Here is a 16,694-nt window from a genome sequence, read left to right as displayed (position 1 = left end):
CCGTGCCGATCACCCGCCGCCGATCGGGGACCAATCACAATAGTCAAATCCGGTGGATGAGAATTCCAGGGCAAATCCTTCAGCGGTGGACCCTGTGCTGACACCTGCACGACGAGCTTTCTCCGCATGGAGAGATCCGTGCCACCGCAAGACAAGTTCCACCGAAGGCCATCAGGTCAGCGAGAATCGTCGATTGTAGTACTCAAATTTGAGTGTGTCTGGCGGTCTCATTGCGAAGCGCGACGAATGAGCTCTTTTCCGATGGAATACCGTTTGTGCAGCCTCGCATAGGGAGGCGATCTTTTCCTGGACGCATTTGACGCCTTGCAACTCATAGCCTAACCCCAGTGCCACACCAAGAATTTCGATCCGTGACCACAAGCTCGAAGACCTTGAACCTCGGATGCCGCGTTCTAAATCAAGGCGCACAAGCCACTGCGAAGAAGCACAAATGTCGGACCTTGAAAGGCAAGGCGTATCGTCTCGCCGAGACCATCATCGCCCCGAGCGAGCTTTAATGGCCGCCATAGGCAACTCATTGACCGGCTGCGAAACCGCGACTGGATATCAGTCTCAAAACTCTCAGATCATTCAAGCATACGGCGCACGCTAGGCCAAAATGGATGGATCGAGCGGCGTATGCGATTGCGGGGGTCGAGTATCGAATAGCGCAGAGCGGCCTTGCCGAGCTGCAGTTGCAACGATAACAAGAGTGTAGCGCAAGGCGTAGATGCCCCATGTCAAAAGCTATGGAATTGATCGTCGCAGGTTATGTCAAGGGTAAGAACCGGCGCGCTCTATCGGATCTTCTTGCCCACCGCCGGAAGGTGCTGGCCGAGCTTCAGGCCGTGACGGGCATCAATCCAGCGAACGCCGCACAGGCCGTGCAGGAGGAATTGTCGATTGTGGAGGCGGGGCTCCAAGAGCTCAAGCTGCCGCCCGGTTCTCTGCCTGAAAACGAGTTCTAACTCTCACCGCATCACGGCTATCTGCAATTTCGCCACAGCGTCATTTCCCTGCAAGGGTCCGGCGAAGCTGTTGACGGCAACGTCTCGGTTGCGAATTTGTTCTATTGAGAAAGTCGCCACATGACTCTTGCCCAGTTTTGGATGACAAAAGGGGAGGGCAGCGTCTGCTCATCTCGCTCGCCTTGCAACTCGTTATTGCGCTAAGGGCGGGAAACTACTGGGCTGAAAGTCGTTGGATGTCGCCGGCCCGGGTGCTGTGAGAATCATTTGGGCCAGTGTGCCGTCGTGCCGTGCCCGGTGAGATCAGTAGTTGCCTCATTCGGAACGAGCAGGTTGCTAATATTGCTTCGGTACGAGCGTTGTCGCCCTCTTGCTTCAGAAGGGGGCATCGCTTTTTCGCTCAGGGCCATTCAGCGACTTTCATCGACCTTTGCCGTCCGCGCGATCCCATCAGCTGTGAGCCGGTAAAGCGTATCAGGGCCCTGCTCGATGAGCGATGTCTCGGCGAAGGCCGCAAACATGGCTTTCGGAATGCGTAGCGCGGCGCGATAGCTTCCATTTGCTGCCAACATCCGCACGTGCTTTCGTTCCGCCGTGACGATCCAGACATCGTTCGGTGTCCTCTCATCCACCAGAAGTCGGAAGTCGTTTTCGGCGATTAGTTGGAGAGCCTCGCCGGCGGATTTCATAGGTGCCCCGTTCTTCGGGAGTTGGTTTTCGCAACCATGGCCTTAACATCTTCAGGTTGAACGAACGTTACCAGCGTTTTTAGAACTTGATTGTCTTTTCGAAGCCTGCCCGCGCCTTCAGCCGGCGGCCGAGAATGGGAGCGTAAAAAATTTTGCGGATTTCTGGGGCATCTTGCGGACAAATCTTTTGAGGAGAGCAGGAGACGACCTCGCCAAAGAAGGGGCAATGGATCCTTCGCCGACGAGGTCGTGACGCCAACTTGGAAAGGCGCCTCTGACATTCTACCGGAACTTGCGATCGTTTGTGCTGGAAGATGCGTGTGGTCGGACCGAAGAAAGTAAAATAATTCGAGGCTTTGGTAGAACGTAGAGCCTCGCGGAAGAGACGGGTTGCTCGCTGTGACAGAAAAGCCGCAGTTCGCATTTCTTTCGGTAAGGTACACCTTTGATGCGGTCTTTGCTCTCAACAATGGCTAGTTGTCTGACCGGAAAAGGATGGGCGCCGCGCGTCCAAATTCAAAAATGGCTTACCGGGTTTATTCGAAGGCGAGCGTCGGTGCGGTTGGCATTATCGTCGAGACCGCGAAAGACGCGCTGGTTAAAGCAGCCGAGTTTGCCGAAGATGGTGTCGATGTGGTGGTCAAGGATTTTGCCGGGCGCGTAATCGACCTGGACGCCCTCGCCGAACGCGCCGCCAACGAGTAGTTGCTTAGCAACGGACAGGGCCATCCCGTAGTCGTGCAGTCCGGTCGGTCGTTTCCGCTTGATGCTTGTCGCGACAGCCTCGAGACATTCCGTAATGGAGGTTTCTGCCCCGAATTGTATCGGCATTCGGCTGTGCGAACCAAGCTCGGCTCAATTACGCCCCGGCGCAACTTACTTTAACCAATCCCTTCAGCCCGCTTGAAACCAACGCGCCCCAAGGGGATAAGGGATGCTCTGATGTGAACCACTGGATGCACCACTGATGGCGGGTTGGATGGTAACGGTCGCCGTCGTGAGAGAAAACGACGAACTCGGTCATGAGATGTATGCGGTTGCAATTGACGATCCGGCCCAAGCCGCGCAGTTTGCATTGAAGGTCGCCAACAGCGATGCCGCGGTGGTAGACGGCGAGATAGACGAGGCTTCGATAAAGAGCATTGGGCTGAAGCCAGGAGATCTCATGAAAGTGTTGGATGAGACATCGGACCCGCTCACCAGCAATATGCGACGTCACTAACTCTGCTCAGCGGTTTGAAGCGGACTCAACCGAGCGCCAGTTCGGCGGGGGAGTGTGTGCCTTTGCACCCCGTTGAGGCGCAGTTGATACTCACAGTATCGGTCACAACCAACCGGGAGTGAAGGATTTCCTCCAACCCACGGGCATCAGGAGGCGGCGCTTTCCTGTCGGTCGCCGGTCGTGGACTTGTAGCTCGCTGATCCTTGAGGTGCGCCGCCTTAGGAAAACTCGGCGACCCGAATACTCGTTTCCCGAAGCTGCAGAGCGGTCTGCGCGCGTCTGAGCCTGAGGGCTTGCTTGGAAGCTCCAAGTCCGAAGTAGAAGCCAAAGCCGGGCCCGCTCCAAAGCGTTTTCGGTTGAACTGTGACCATGCCGCCACAGCTGTTTGGCGTCCTCATGCGTTGTGATGCGGGCAAACGATCGAAGCCCATGGTTTTTTAGGGGATCACTCACATGAAGACGTTCTTGTCATCCGCCGCACTCGGCATGCTCCTCCTAGGGACGGCGTCAGCCTCTGCTGCCGATCTTGCGGCGCGTCCTTATACAAAGGCGCCCCCGATGGTCGCCCAGATCTACGACTGGAGCGGCTTCTACATTGGCGTCAACGGGGGCTGGGGCCAGAGCCACGACAACCGCTCGTTCGATCCGACGGCAACCCCGTTCGGCAGTTATGATGCCAATGGCGGCACGGTAGGTGGCCAGATCGGCTATCGCTGGCAGAGCAGCCAGTGGGTGTTCGGTCTGGAAGCTCAGGGTAACTGGGCTGACATCTCGGGCAGCACGGCGAACCTGATCCTGCCGGGTGGGGCCGTCCGCTCAAAATTGGATGCGTTCGGTCTGTTCACCGGTCAGGTCGGCATGGCCTGGAACAACGCCCTGTTCTATGTCAAAGGCGGTGCGGCGATTACCGATCGCAACTACCAGTTTCTGGCGCCCGGTGGCGCGCTGGCGTCTCAGACCGGCTATGGCACCCGGCTCGGCGGAACCGTCGGTGTCGGCTTCGAGTACGGCTTTGCCCCAAATTGGTCGTTCGGTATCGAGTACGACCACATCTTCGAGAACAAACACACTGCGACTTTCACGACGCCGGCTGGCGCCAGCTTTACCGGCTTTAGCACTGGCGGCGACACCGACCTGGTTCTCGGTCGTCTGAATTATAAGTTCGGCGGTCCGGTTCTCGCGCGTTATTAATCGCTGCTTCTGAACGCGACGTTGAAAGCCCCCGGGCTGCGGCTCGGGGTGTTTTTCATTGCTCGATACTGACGTCATTCCGGAGCTTGCGGGCGTCAGTTGTAGATCTCCGCCGGTTGCTCGGGGCTTCTTCTCGTCGGCCAACGCTTACAAGGTCGCGGCAGGCGGCCATGGTCCGGTAGTCCGGAGCCAGCCGGCGGATCAGCCTTATAGCTTTAAGGTCTCGAGCAGGCGCGCTCAAAATGCCGCGACGATCGGACCTGATTGAGATAAGCCCACATGTAGAGCCTGAGCATCACCAGGCTCGAATCCGGGCTGCCACTTCGTCGAAAGCGATCGCTCGGTTGAAGCCAACGTCGGCCATGTCCAGGCTGGCGACGAATGCGTCGACCATACGGACGCGACGTAATCGTCCACGCGCGCCGGCAACCGGCTGATTTGATCGTCGGCTATCGCCTTCGATAAAGCCCACAAGGCTCCTTCACTCGCCTCAATGCGGTGATTGTAGGCATTCGGCCACGCGCAGAAGAGGTGGAGCGGAGCCCGTGCGACCCAAATTGCAGTTCGAAGTGAAGCTGCGGTCGGAATTTAAGTTGTCCGCGTGGACCCGTTTTCTAGCTGAGACAGGGCGGTGGTGGGGCTGCTGTGGGGTCGCCTCCTGAAGATTCCGGTTCTTCAGGCCTAACTACGATGGCCGCGGGGCCGGTTGGCCCCGTTCCCATCAAGAACTTGGCGCACCTTTCGGGCGAGCGCATCGAGCGAGAAGGGCTTGGGGAGAAACGCGACACCGGGATCAAGGGTACCGTTGTGGATCACAGCGTTGCGCGTGTACCCGGTCGTGAAGAGGATCTTGAGATCCGGTCGCCTTTCGAGGGCTTCGTCGGCGAGCCGGCGGCCATTCATGTCGGGCATGACAATGTCGGTGAACAGCAGGCTCACCGATGGCTGCAAGTCCAACAGCTGAAGCGCCTGCGCAGCGTTCTCTGCCTGGATAACGGTGTAGCCGAGCTCCCGTAGGGCATCTACGCTCATATGTCTGACGCCGGCCTCATCCTCCACGACCAGGATGATCTCGTTAACCATGCCAGCAGGGCGAGGTTCAGTTGAGCCCCGTACCGGACTGGACGAGGCCTGCCCCATGAACCGTGGTAAATAGATCTTGACGGTCGTGCCTTGGCCAGGCTCGGAGTAAATCTTTACGTGCCCGCCGGATTGTTTCACGAAGCCATAGACTTGGCTCAAGCCCAGGCCCGTTCCGCGGCCAGCGCCCTTCGTTGTGTAGAACGGGTCAAACGCGCGCTCGATGACCTCTGGCGGCATGCCTGTCCCCGTGTCGGTGACAGCGATGAGCACGTATTGGCCTGCGGTAACCTCCGCGTGCTGACCGGCATAAGCTTCGTCAAGGTGCGTGTTAGAAGTTTCAATCGTCAGGCGGCCGCCGTCGGGCATGGCGTCGCGGGCATTGACGCACAAGTTCAGGAGGGCGTTCTCAAGCTGGCTGGCGTCGGCATAGGTCCGCCAAAGCCCACCCGCTAAGACGGCTTCGACACGTAAATCCTCGCCGATCGTTCGCCGAAGCATTTCGGACATTCCGCCGACCAGTTTGTTGGCATCTACAGATTCGGGCTCGAGAGGTTGCTGACGGGAGAACGCCAGCAGCCGCGCAGTCAAGATTGCCGCGCGGCGTGCGCCCTCCTGCGCATTCTCGATGCAGGCCGTGGCTTTTTCAGGTTCGGTAGCCAGCCGCCGAAGGGCAATGTCCAAGCTACCAATGACGATCGCCAGCATATTGTTGAAGTCATGCGCAACGCCACCGGTCAGCTTCCCAATAGCGTCCATCTTCTGGGACTGACGGAGCGTGTCTTCTGCCCTTCTCCGCTGTTCGATCTGATCCTGCAGTTCAGCAGTTCGTGCCTCAACCAGCCTCTCAAGCCGTTCTTCGATCTGCTTGCGATCGGAGATGTCGATGATGGCCGACAAGATAAATAAACCCTCGTCCGTTTCGATTGGATTCAAACCAATTTCAATCGGAAATTCACTCCCGTCCTTCCTGAGGCCGTAGAGATCGCGGCCCGCTCCCATCGGGCGCGATACTGGTTGTTGAAGGAAAGCGGAGCGATGGTGGGGATGCCCCGAACGGAAACGTTCAGGCACGAGCATCTCGACCGCCTCACCGAGCAATTCCTGCCGCGACCAGCCGAATAGAGCTTCGGTTTGCGCATTCACCAGATGAATGCGCCCATCGGTACCGACCAGCACCTTGGCGTTCGGTGAGTGCTCGACCACTTGGCGAAACCGCTGCTCGCTTTTTTGAAGGGCGGCTTCATACCGGGTGCGCTCGACAGCGCGAAAGGCCAATGCCCCGACTGCAGCCGCGAGCACCAGCAAAAGCGCTCCCGTTGCGATCAGACCTGCAAGCTCAAGCGCGGTCACAGAAGCGGCCCTCCTTTATAGGTGCTCACGCGCGGCCTGTCGCGCTATCGATCCAAACTTGATCTTACTCACGGCACGACGCGACGCGTCTGGTTGCGCTCGAGGTTGCCGGACAACCATTTTACGCCCCGGGGGCGTTACATAGCACAGGTAGATAAGGAATTGCGCTAGCGACACGCAGCGCATGAGACGACCTTAATTTCGGCCCGACGGCGGGCGGGCATTTCGACCTGGTTACAAGCCTCCGATCGGCGCGGCCAGGGAGGCAATTGCCTCCGGGAATACCGTAGGATTTTGGACTGACGATCGCGCGACCTATTTATCGGCTGGTGACGAGAGCGTAGATTCAAAGGAGCAGCGAAGCCCTGTCCGGCTGAAGGTCTGGCGAGACGGCATTATTGCTGGAGGCGTTATCGACTTGAATTTAATTGCCGAACGTGCCGCCGAAGGAGTAATCTTCGAGAGTCAGACGGGCTGTGGTGCAGCCGGGATGTGTCGCCGCGCATGCCTGCGGCGCTTGAGGCGATGCGCGTCTCGTCGCGATTTGGACCAAAGCATACCATAACGAAGATTATGCGCCTCGCCACTAGTAATGCGACACTTGCGCTAAGTGCGCCTCTGCCTTCGCCAGACTCGCATCGGCCATTCCACTTCGAGCACGTCGCCGAGCCCAAGAACGAGAGCTTTGACCTTCCGATGGGCAACGCCAAGTCGGTACGCAAGGTATTCCGCTCGGACGATTGGCACCTCTCGCACGCGTTTCGCCATCGCGCTTTGCTCAGTTCGACCTGCGGGCCCACGCTCGACGGTCACCGTCACGTCCGCCTCGAGGATGGAGCGCTTGCCAATCGTCTCTTCGGCAAGCTCCGTCGTTTCGGGGCCTTGGGTCTGTGCGCAGACGATCTTGGTCCTGAAGCGCTGGAAGATGCTCGGAGCCGCATCCTCATAGATTCGCTTGAACTGTGCGATATCCTGAATAGCGGCGATTGTAGATGCTCCCTTGTTCCTTGCGACATCCAAGAGATCGGGCCATCGCCGCAGCCGGCCTAGCGCAGGGGCCTCGTCAAGCACGAAGTTCCGGATGCGCGTTTGGCTTACCGACAATCTGTTGTCGCCGACCGCCGCCGTGATGAAATCGACGGCCATCCCGATCCAGGCCGCGCTGGTTTCCGGATGACGGCCGGACCGCTGAACGATGACGACCTTGGGCTGATTCGGGTTCGATCCGCTAACCCATTCGCCGAACGAGAATTGCCGCTCTCGCGGAATGCCTACCCATGCTCTCGCCAGTGGTCGGAGCACTCGCAGCACGCTGCCGCGGAACGTTAGCAACAGCGAGACGGTGGTCTTGCTGAGCTCGCCCGACCCATCGAATTCGATAAGACCCGCTGCTGGGCGATAGAACTGCTCGAATTCCGTCTTCATTCGCGCGGGCTCGCGGAGGCAGGCCATATAGAGCTGCGGCAGTCCCCAAGTGTCGCCGCACTTGGCCTTGCACACGATCATGCAACCCGCAAAGAGCGTCGCGGCGCCTTTGCCCCAGAACGCCTCGCTGGTCTGGCCGATGATCTGCTCGGCCGCGCTCTCACAATCGCCGTCGTCACGAAGATCCCGCCCCATCGCCCAGGCAAACGTTCCCGGACGATCCGGATTGATGAAGGCGAACTGATCGTCCTCCATCGGAAACCCATCCAAAATCTCACCGGTCGTGTCGTGAACGAACAGGCCGTAATCGGCGGAGGGATTTCGCAGCAATCGACCGATCATTTCTTCCAGCAGGTAGAGAATGATGCGCGTCTTGCCGGAAGCGATAGCGCCAAGGATCAAAAGGTTTTGAACTTCCATGACGCGCGGGATGAACACGCCCGGCAGCCATTGTATCGTACGGTCACCTCCTTTGGGCCCTTTACCCAACAGCTCATTGGCGCTCGCGATCGCGGCTGGCCCTTTCAGGAGTTTGAGCCCTTCGTAGTGCTCGCGACCATCCACAATGGGCGTGGCGCGACGGCGCACCCGAAACGCGATAATTCCCGACATGAGCGCAGCGAGGGTTATACCGATTAGCCGCGGCAGTGTTTCGCGGAGCAGATCGTCAGCAGAAAGGGCGGCGAGCGGGCCGTGCCTGTTGATGTTTGAGACCATCTCGGTAACGCTAACTGCGACCGCCGTATCCTGCCGCCACGCCGTCGGCGGAATGAGCGCGAAGGACAGCGCGAGCCCGATCAGGCACGATAGCAAGGCCATGCCAACGAGGGCGAATGCCGCTGGCGTCGCCGGACGATATTCGTAGTTTGCGAGACGATCCATGCTGACTACTCCACCAGACGGCCACGATGGCGCCAAACCGCGATTGGCGCACGCGCAGGAATGAATTGCGGGGGAAGATGCTTGTTGTCGTCGTAAAGCTGTTGCCGCGGCATGCGCAGTTGCGCGGCAACAGCGTTCCAGTCCATGTCATGGGTCGGGAAATACAGGCAGCCATCGGTGTACGGGCTCAGCCGGGTGCAGCGCGGCCAGTTCCCCCGCTCGCCCGGCCGCACGATTTCGATGTGGGTCAGGGTCCACCTCCAGACCTGCGGACTCGCAATTGCCATCATGACAATGGCGGTGGTCAACACCGACGTGACCGCCGTCATCTGCGCAGAGGACGGCAACAGCCGCCACCGCTCACGCCATCCGAGCGTCTCGCGCTCAGGCTTGGCCGGCGGCGAAGGCGCCGGCAACCTGATCTCCGGCGCGATCGTGCCGACAACCTCGCGATACTGGGCGGCGGTCAAACGTGCCAGTGTCTTAGCCGGCAGGCGCACGAATTGCGCCGGCGTCATCTGCTTGAGGCGATTCATGAGCTGCCGCGATTCGCTCGTGGCGTCTCTCTTTACCTTCGTCACATCCTTGCGGAAGAGGGCGCGGCGATCAGCCATCGCGCGCTCCCGAGAGGAACGGCAGGATGCGGACGATCTCGTCCTGCATGATGCCCGACCATTCGGCGATATCTTTGACCAGGATTTTCGCTTCGTCGCGCGGGCGGCCGGTGCGGCGGATCGCTTCCGCATAGTTGTCGACATGCCAGGATACGACCGTCGAGGGCAGCGCCTGCAGGCGCTCGAAGATGGCCATGCTGCGAGGGCGCACCCTGGGCATCTTGATCACGGGATAGCGCTTCGTGGCGCCCAAGAAGGCCTTGCGCGTGTCCCCGTCGACGTAGCGGATCGCCTCGATCGGATCGCCCGCGTAGTAGTTCAGGACCACGACCGTGGTGGCATTCGGCAGATTGCGCTCGATGCGCTTGAGCTCGCGGAGCATCTGCGAGGCGGAGTCTTCACCGGCTTTGCATACCACGAGCGCCAACACCTGCAGGCCCAGGCTCGTGATATCCTCATCGAGGTCGAGGTCGGTGATGCCGGCATGGAACAACGGCGCGAGCGCGCCTCCGACTTCGAGCAGCACGGACCGCTTGGACTGCGGCATATCGGTGACCGCGCGATACCAGGGCGCGATGAGATCGCTGGGAACGAGATCCTCTCCGCGGCTCTCCCGATGCTCCGGGACGAGCAAGCTCGCGACGGTAACACCGGACTTCATGGCAAGCTTTCGCTTGGAATCCATCTGGAAGAGATCGAGCGGCTGCTCCGCCAATGCGAAAGCAGTGACGAGCTGCAGCGCGGTCGTGGTTTTGCCCGCTGCGCCTTCATCGGAGCTCAGGATCACGCTGACAGGACCGCTCTCGGCGAAGGAGATGTTCTTTTTCTCAATATTCTGGTCGTTCATTCTTGCCACTTTTCGGTTGGGGCTGCGCGACGGCTTGGTTGCGCGCTTGCTGTTTCAGGATGCGCGATACGTCTTGGAGAAAGGCGCCGCGCTGAATGGCGCGGCGGCTTCGATGCTACGCTCCCGACTTGGCGCCGGCCCGCAAGGTGGCCAGGATCAGCTCGCGGTCGCGCCCCTCCCGAGTACGCTCGCGCGCCCGCCAGTATTCGGCCTGCGGCAAGGGCAGCGCGATGGTGTGGTAGGCTTCGATCGGGATGACGTGTGCGCCGTCGATCAGATACGTCTCGTTTTCGATCGCCTGCACGAGCTGCACATACGTCGGCCGGATCATGTCGACGGCATCACGCGGCAGCAGCGGCTGGCACAGCGCGCGGAAGAACGTGTGCTTCATCCAATTCTCGCTATCGTTGCTCTTGGGGATGTCCAGGTGCTCGGCGAGGGGCTCGAGATCATCGCGCGAGATCGACAGCTCGGCGGCGCCAAACGTGGCAATCTCTGCCGCCGCGCCCCCCGCGAGGAGGCGGCTCTTCAGGGCGGGCTTGGCAGCGATCCGGGCGCGATAGCTCTCATCGATGTAGCCGGCATGCCGCCCATTGTGCGGATCGATGATGATGTAGTCGGTCGGGATGCCTGCGGTCGCGGCCACAACGACGTGACCGGTCTCGTGCACCAGGAGGCGGCTCATGACGGGGACCTCCTCCGTGGCGCTCGCGCCGCGCGGGAGGGGGTAGGCATTGAGATTCGGCAGCATGCTTGGTCCTTCTCCTCGGTTGACGGGCGCTTTGATCCGCCCGACCGCGATCGTGCGGGCAGCGCACGCCGTCCGTCCAAAGAATGAATCGAGACAGAAATGAAACGTCCTATCAGTGCCTTACTGGATGTCCGGGGGCAGGACGACGACGGCAAGCGAGCCCTTTGGTCCCGCGACGATGGCGTAGCGCCGTCCGTCGTGCTCCTTGACGGTAACCTCCCGCGTTGCTCGCGCGGCACGAATCGTCCCGTTCACCGATCCCGCGATCTCCAACGCAAACTTGAATTTCGCGGGCGCGATGGTCTTGCTCAGGACCTCGCGGAGATCGATCTGCATGCCGGACAGAACGGTTCCCTCGGGCCGCGCTGTCAGCAGTTGATTTGCAGCCCCCCACAGGTCGCGGTCGAGCTCAGCATCGACGCCCCTTGCAATACGTCCGACGAAGCGTGCCAGTTCGAACGTCCTTCCGCAGACCGCGCCGTTCTGTATCCAGAGCGCAGCCGGGTTGATGTCGGCGAAGATCGCGACCTGACAGGCCTCGATCACCGACAGGTGCGTGTTGGCATCATTGTATGCTGCTTCCAACGTTGCGGCGGTGGCGTCCTCTTTCGTGCCGGAGGCCTTGCGTTGTGCTGTGACCACCAACTGCGCACGCTGATAGGCGCGAAACAGGATTCTCACCGTTTCCGTTTCCGCGCGAATGGCGTCGCCCAGCCAGTCGTTCGTATGCCGCTCGCCCCCACTTCTCGATGCGGCATACTTGTGATTTGCCCACTTCTCAAGCTCTTGCTCCGATCTGAACGCAGTCAGGCTCGCAAGGTGCTCGCGACCCGTGACCAAGCGGCTGGGGATGTCGCCGAGCCCGATCGGCATGGCGGCGAGTTCCTTTACCGCGCGACCGGCGCCGCCGAGAAGCGCTCTGAGACCATGGAAGGTCAACAGCATCTGCACTGAAAGCGCGACCTTGAGCTGTTGCACGCTGCCTTCGTGCTTGTACTGTCCCGACGTGCTCTTAGTCGCTGGAATCTCGCTGAGGACGGCCATCACGAGATTGCTATCGCCCGTCTTCAGCACCGTCGGGCGGATGTTGATGGTCGCGAGCGGCGCCGGAATGTCGCCGTATTCCCGCTTCTCCTTCTCCCGCTGGCGCTCGGCTGCCGTTTCGCGCAGCCTGCGGCTGTGTTCGCGCCTTGCGTCTTCATCTTTCGGCTGCGCTTGTTTGCCCGCCTTCGCTCTCCCGTCTTGCTCCTTTACTGCGCACGCTGCCGACTGGGTTGCGCGATCCGAGGTGATCGCGGAGTTCCCGAAGCCGCCGATCCGAACAAAGAGCTTGTCGACCTCGCGTGAAGCAGTGAGTGCGACAACCGGCCTGTCCTTGAACATCCCCAGCACGCCGTCCGTGACCAGGCCATCTTCCTCTCGCAGCTTGGCAGGGCAGATCGTCAGAACCTTGTCGCGCACCATGCCCACCACGGCCCCGACCAGCGCCCAATCGCCGATGCGAAAGCGGATAGGAACGGTCGCCGTGATAACGTCGAAGGGAAGCTCAAGCTTAGCCGAGCACTCCAGGACGCTGGGACGCTCGCCGCCCGCGGACAACATCAACCTCGCGGTCATGTCCCCGATGAGCTCTCGCTGAATCCGTGCCCCGCCGGGCTTTTCGCCGGCGGCCTCGATCGCGCAAATGAAGTTCCAGGCGGCATTCATGTTCGATCTTCCTTCCGTGATATGGTGATGTTCTTCGCCTACCTAAGGCACGAGCCGCTCTTGGCAGTCGCCGCAGACGAGATTGGCCACGGGCTTGGCCCAGGCGTTCTGCTGACAGCACGGGCACCGATAGCGGGTCTTGCTCTGGCGCTTCTTCAGCGCGACCTTGCGCTGGGTCTTGGTCGTGCGCTCGACGTAGGCGAGCGCGAAGCCCTTGGCGATCAGCGCGTCGGCAATACGATCGAAGCGCCCGCCCGGCTGGATGAAGTGCGTCATCCGCTGGCCGGTCTTATTGCCGCCGGGACGCCCCGTGTGCGAGGGAATAAGGCCGATCTCGGCCATCTTCGCCGCCCACTCCGAGTTGTGGTACCCGCTGCGCGAGGGCTTGCCGTAGTGATGTTGCCACTGGTGCACGAGCTCGTGAGCAAGCGTCGACAGCACCCTCTTCGCGCCGCGGGCGGCGAAGCACGCGGGGTTGAGCGCGATCTCGTCGGTGACGACGGCGCCGTCGGATGACTTGAAGCGGCGGCCGGCGAAATAGCCCAGAGCGCTGCGCTTGCGTTGCAGTGTCACCAGGCACGGCGGCAGCTTGCCGCCGAACAGCTGGTTGTTGAACCGAACGCAGGCCTGACGCAGCGGACGGTATGACTGCGGGATCGGATCGATCCTGGGGCCAGCCTTTACCTTGCGGTGCTTTTGTATCGTACGATCAAGCAACGCGTGCTTGCGACGCCGATTGACCCTGCCGGTGGTCGCCATCAGGCTGCTCCGTCCTCGATGGACCAGCACCGAGAAGACTGCGGCATCGCCGCTTTCGCCCCATTGTGGTGATTTCCCACTGAGGGGCGGATGCCGGGACGCGTCATGGTGATCGTCTGTTCGACGTCAGTATCAAACATCGCTCTCGCTCCCCTTGATGAGGTTCGAGGTCGCGGCCGCATCGTCCGCGAACTCGTTGTCACTACACAACATCGACTTGCGCCGTCCTGTGGGGTTCACTTCATCGAGCACCGCGCCTGCAACGTCGGCGAACCCGGCTTCTGCCATCACGCGCTCCTGGTGCTGGAAGCGGGCTTCGACTGTCTCGTCGTCGGCATCATCGTCGAAGGGGCTCAGCGGCCCATCCCAAATCGTGTTCTGCCATTGGGAGAAATGGACAAAGCCGTGTAGGCGGGCCATCAAGTCGAGGCACTTGGTGTACTTCAGGTCGTGGCCGTACCTCGCCAACGAATTCCTCAGACGCCTGGCGTCCCTCTTGATCCTCTTCTCGTATGTGAAGAAATGCATGCCACTCACGCTAACTGGCACTTCGATTAAGCTCGGCTCGAGCGCCCCTGTCGTGCGAATACGTTAGGGTCTCCCTTGACCAAGACCCAGGCGGGTAACCCCCATGGGTTTCGGTGCTGATCACTTCTATGATGGCAGGTGGACATCATTCGCGTTGACGGTCGGCTCTCGATTGACCATCGCCGACGTACGCGAGGCGGACGGTTCAACAGTTTCCAAGGAGAGCGCGGGGCTCGGCAGGCGGTTCTTCGCGATGTCACCGACATGGTCCCGACTCGAGCCGCCGAGGGTCGGATCAAACAAGCGGTAGCGCGATACTAGAGTCATCGCCGCGCGCGCTGTGTTTAATTCCGCCTTGCTTCCTTCAGAGAGCTTGTTCGAGCGTCCATTCCGATGTTGCGATACCCGGCACCGCCGATCGAGCGCTGCGATGGACGGATTGAGCACTGATGAAAGTGAGAGTTAAGCTTCTATGCGCTAAACGTCGTTGTCTGCGACCCGCCCTGCTGAGGACCTCGCTGGAGCGCACGCGCGACCCGCGACGGCGAAACGGAGAAGCTCTTTGTTAAGCACAGTCGGTAAAACCGCTCCTCGCGAGCACGTCACGTGAGCCATGATCTTGTTGATCTGGTTCGCGCTGCTTTGCCGGCCCTCTCAGGAGGACTGCCCTGGGACGTTCGTCTTGTTGATCATCTCGGTGATGCCGGCGCTGAGCCCGAACTGGGGACAGTTCGCATTCACAAGAACTGGCGCACGTCGATTCACGAGCCTCGTCTAGCCCATGTCACCCGACACTATCCTCTTGCGATCGAGCCGTTCGACGTCGTCGATCCCCGCGAGGTCCTGGAACGCCACCGCATGCAATGGCGCCAACACCGAGTCATGATGTGCAGAGCCGTCACACTTGAGCGAGAGTGGCGTGGCGGACGCTTCACCGGAAATCTCATCGCAGGTCCCGCCTTCATCGCGAGGGTTGAGGAAAACCAACCGGTTGCCCATTGGCATCCCGCGCAGGCGGTGGCGGCTGCCCTGACCGCGGCGCGCTCGAAGCAGCAGGCCGAGTCCCGCCATTTGGCCAAGCTGCGAAGAAACGCCCGTGCGTTCCTCGATGAGCTTGTTGCAGCCCCGCGATTCCTTGGCCTTGATCTGCCAGTCGCGCCATACAGGTCCCTCGTTCCCGGCCTTTGGCGCCTCAGAAGGACCGAGAGCATCCCATTTCTCACGCTCAAGGACACTATCTGTGATCAGATCGGGCGCATGGACCGAGACGGTATACTGAAGCTCCTTCTGCAGCTTGGCCTCGATCTTGCTGAGCAGCGCAGCTTGCTCGAAAAATTACTTGATGAGTTCTTCGCTCAGCTGAACGATCCTACCGCATGATCAATCCAACAACCTCATCGAGTGAAGGGGCGCGGCGTCGAGCGGACCACGACAATGAGAGGCGACGAAGATCAGCTTGCGGAGCCTACCTTCGGTCCCGTGACGCTGCATCTTGAAGTGACCGCGAACCCTGATGCGGCGCCCGAGCTGCCAGCCCTCTTGGTTGTTGGCCCGGACGCGGCGCCCGAAATTGTCGGCGGGGGCACGCAGGCGCTCAACACGGAAAAGGCTGAGTCCGCGCTGCCGCCTTCGCGCCGCCCGATTGGGCAGGCGCCCCTCTCTGTTGATCGTGGCCATCGGCAGGATCTCGCGCCGATCCGGCTGAGCAACGGCCGCATAGGCAAGCGTCAGCCAAACCAGATCCTCGATCTCCGTCACGAGGCTGTCGAATTGCAGGCCAGATTCGTGATGACGATGACGGACCAGCTCGTGGAATAGGTCGTCACCGCGACCGGACTGGCTGCCGACGACCCAGCTGGCGCGGGCGCACGCCAAGCCGCCGATGGCGCCGGCTACGGCGAAGATCCGAAGTCGATCCGATGCATCAGGCACATAAGGATCGAGTGAGCGGGGCCTCATGTAACGATCCGGCCGCGGTACGCGGTAAACGAAAACGGCCCGAAGCTGATGGGTTTGACCGAGGCGAAACGCTCCTTCGGCGACGTCGATATAGATCGCGAACTTTTCCCGGGCGAAATCGCGCGCCCGGCGAACGACTTCTTCGGATGCGCCCGCACCGGCAAACAAAGGAGCAAGATCCCGTCCTACGGCGCAGGCGAAGGGCGTCACCCGAAGATCGTCCGGCCGGGCGAAGAACGGAGCCAGAGCAGCGAGAAATTGACTGTCGTCGTCTGCCTTACGCCCCCGCCTAGCCGCTCGGACCGTCTCCGCCGCGGCATCCTCAGTCAGCATGCGCATCAACTGATAGTCAGTCAGCCGATGAAACCCCGCCGCGCGCGCCTCGTCGTCCGCCAGCGTCCGGACCACATGGCCCGTCTCTTCCGTAATCTCGTCCAGCCACGCACGCATCTTCTGACTCTCCTTCGTCGCACTTGCGGAGATCGTTGCGGATCTCTCGCTCGCGACATCCGATAGCGAGGTCGGATCGGAAGATTCAGAAGGGTTACCCGGGGTAGTTTTGGCTGAGATCAGCCGATGGCCTTGAATGGACGGTTCTGTCGGCCGATCTGAGAATGATCCCTGGAGCCGTCTCGTACGCCCTCAGCAGTGAGCATTCTCGCCATTTGTGTAACGAATTATTTCAAGCCGATGTCCTATGACACAATACCACCTTTCGT

The 16,694-nt window shown here is 60.6% G+C and carries 15 protein-coding genes; 5 read left to right on the top strand and 10 right to left on the bottom strand.

Translation table 11 applies throughout. From position 1 onward, the window contains the following. Window positions 1-737 precede the first annotated feature (737 nt). Complete coding sequence (locus JQ621_RS24085) at window positions 738-968, top strand: hypothetical protein (protein ID WP_188102940.1); 231 nt, start codon at window positions 738-740, stop codon at window positions 966-968. 410 nt (window positions 969-1,378) lie between these two features. Here JQ621_RS24085 and JQ621_RS24080 read toward each other — a convergent pair whose 3' ends face one another. Further along, the gene (locus tag JQ621_RS24080) at window positions 1,379-1,657 is read right to left on the bottom strand and encodes a hypothetical protein (RefSeq protein WP_188102938.1); all 279 of its coding nucleotides are present in this window, start codon (window positions 1,655-1,657) and stop codon (window positions 1,379-1,381) included. Between the two features lie 495 nt (window positions 1,658-2,152). On the opposite strand from JQ621_RS24080, the gene JQ621_RS24075 reads away from it, so the two are divergent. From JQ621_RS24075 to JQ621_RS24065, 3 genes are all read left to right on the top strand, one after another. Beyond that, the gene (locus JQ621_RS24075; protein WP_244645945.1) at window positions 2,153-2,362 is read left to right on the top strand and encodes a hypothetical protein; all 210 of its coding nucleotides are present in this window, start codon (window positions 2,153-2,155) and stop codon (window positions 2,360-2,362) included. A 262-nt stretch (window positions 2,363-2,624) separates the two neighbouring features. Next, the gene (locus JQ621_RS24070) at window positions 2,625-2,879 is read left to right on the top strand and encodes a hypothetical protein (RefSeq protein WP_188102937.1); all 255 of its coding nucleotides are present in this window, start codon (window positions 2,625-2,627) and stop codon (window positions 2,877-2,879) included. A gap of 453 nt (window positions 2,880-3,332) precedes the next feature. Further along, window positions 3,333-4,070, top strand: coding sequence for an outer membrane protein (locus tag JQ621_RS24065; protein WP_188102935.1), 738 nt, complete (start codon window positions 3,333-3,335; stop codon window positions 4,068-4,070). Between the two features lie 681 nt (window positions 4,071-4,751). On the opposite strand, the gene JQ621_RS24060 is transcribed toward JQ621_RS24065, so the two are convergent. The 8 genes from JQ621_RS24060 to JQ621_RS24025 all read right to left on the bottom strand — a co-directional run bounded on the left by JQ621_RS24060 (window position 4,752) and on the right by JQ621_RS24025 (window position 14,016). Continuing rightward, the gene (locus tag JQ621_RS24060; protein WP_307768972.1) at window positions 4,752-6,503 is read right to left on the bottom strand and encodes a PAS domain-containing hybrid sensor histidine kinase/response regulator; all 1,752 of its coding nucleotides are present in this window, start codon (window positions 6,501-6,503) and stop codon (window positions 4,752-4,754) included. Window positions 6,504-7,109: 606 nt separating this feature from the next. Next, window positions 7,110-8,810, bottom strand: a complete 1,701-nt coding sequence (locus JQ621_RS24055; RefSeq protein WP_188102933.1) for a type IV secretion system DNA-binding domain-containing protein — start codon at window positions 8,808-8,810, stop codon at window positions 7,110-7,112. A 5-nt stretch (window positions 8,811-8,815) separates the two neighbouring features. After that, window positions 8,816-9,424: a hypothetical protein gene (locus tag JQ621_RS24050; protein WP_188102932.1), complete on the bottom strand. Its 609-nt coding sequence runs from the start codon at window positions 9,422-9,424 to the stop codon at window positions 8,816-8,818. Then, on the bottom strand, window positions 9,417-10,271 hold the full coding sequence (locus JQ621_RS24045; protein ID WP_188102930.1) for a hypothetical protein: 855 nt from the start codon (window positions 10,269-10,271) through the stop codon (window positions 9,417-9,419). The genes JQ621_RS24050 and JQ621_RS24045 overlap by 8 nt, the downstream gene beginning before the upstream one ends. Window positions 10,272-10,386: 115 nt before the next feature. After that, complete coding sequence (locus tag JQ621_RS24040) at window positions 10,387-11,022, bottom strand: hypothetical protein (RefSeq protein ID WP_188102928.1); 636 nt, start codon at window positions 11,020-11,022, stop codon at window positions 10,387-10,389. Window positions 11,023-11,142: 120 nt separating this feature from the next. After that, a complete protein-coding gene (locus JQ621_RS24035) occupies window positions 11,143-12,729 on the bottom strand; it encodes a hypothetical protein (RefSeq protein WP_188102926.1) in 1,587 nt (528 codons plus the stop codon). Between the two features lie 42 nt (window positions 12,730-12,771). Beyond that, window positions 12,772-13,488, bottom strand: coding sequence for a SprT-like domain-containing protein (locus tag JQ621_RS24030; protein WP_188102924.1), 717 nt, complete (start codon window positions 13,486-13,488; stop codon window positions 12,772-12,774). A gap of 132 nt (window positions 13,489-13,620) precedes the next feature. Continuing rightward, entirely contained in the window at window positions 13,621-14,016 is a 396-nt protein-coding gene (locus tag JQ621_RS24025) for a glyoxalase superfamily protein (protein WP_283813210.1), read from the bottom strand. Window positions 14,017-14,622: 606 nt separating this feature from the next. Between JQ621_RS24025 and JQ621_RS24020 the strand changes: the two genes are divergently transcribed. Then, window positions 14,623-15,396, top strand: a complete 774-nt coding sequence (locus tag JQ621_RS24020) for a hypothetical protein (protein ID WP_188102920.1) — start codon at window positions 14,623-14,625, stop codon at window positions 15,394-15,396. Here JQ621_RS24020 and JQ621_RS24015 read toward each other — a convergent pair whose 3' ends face one another. Continuing rightward, complete coding sequence (locus tag JQ621_RS24015; RefSeq protein WP_188102918.1) at window positions 15,397-16,425, bottom strand: hypothetical protein; 1,029 nt, start codon at window positions 16,423-16,425, stop codon at window positions 15,397-15,399. Window positions 16,426-16,694 lie beyond the last annotated feature (269 nt).

The organism is Bradyrhizobium manausense (assembly GCF_018129685.1).
GTDB classification, from domain to species: domain Bacteria; phylum Pseudomonadota; class Alphaproteobacteria; order Rhizobiales; family Xanthobacteraceae; genus Bradyrhizobium; species Bradyrhizobium manausense_D.
This window is presented reverse-complemented; position numbering and strand designations above follow the sequence as displayed.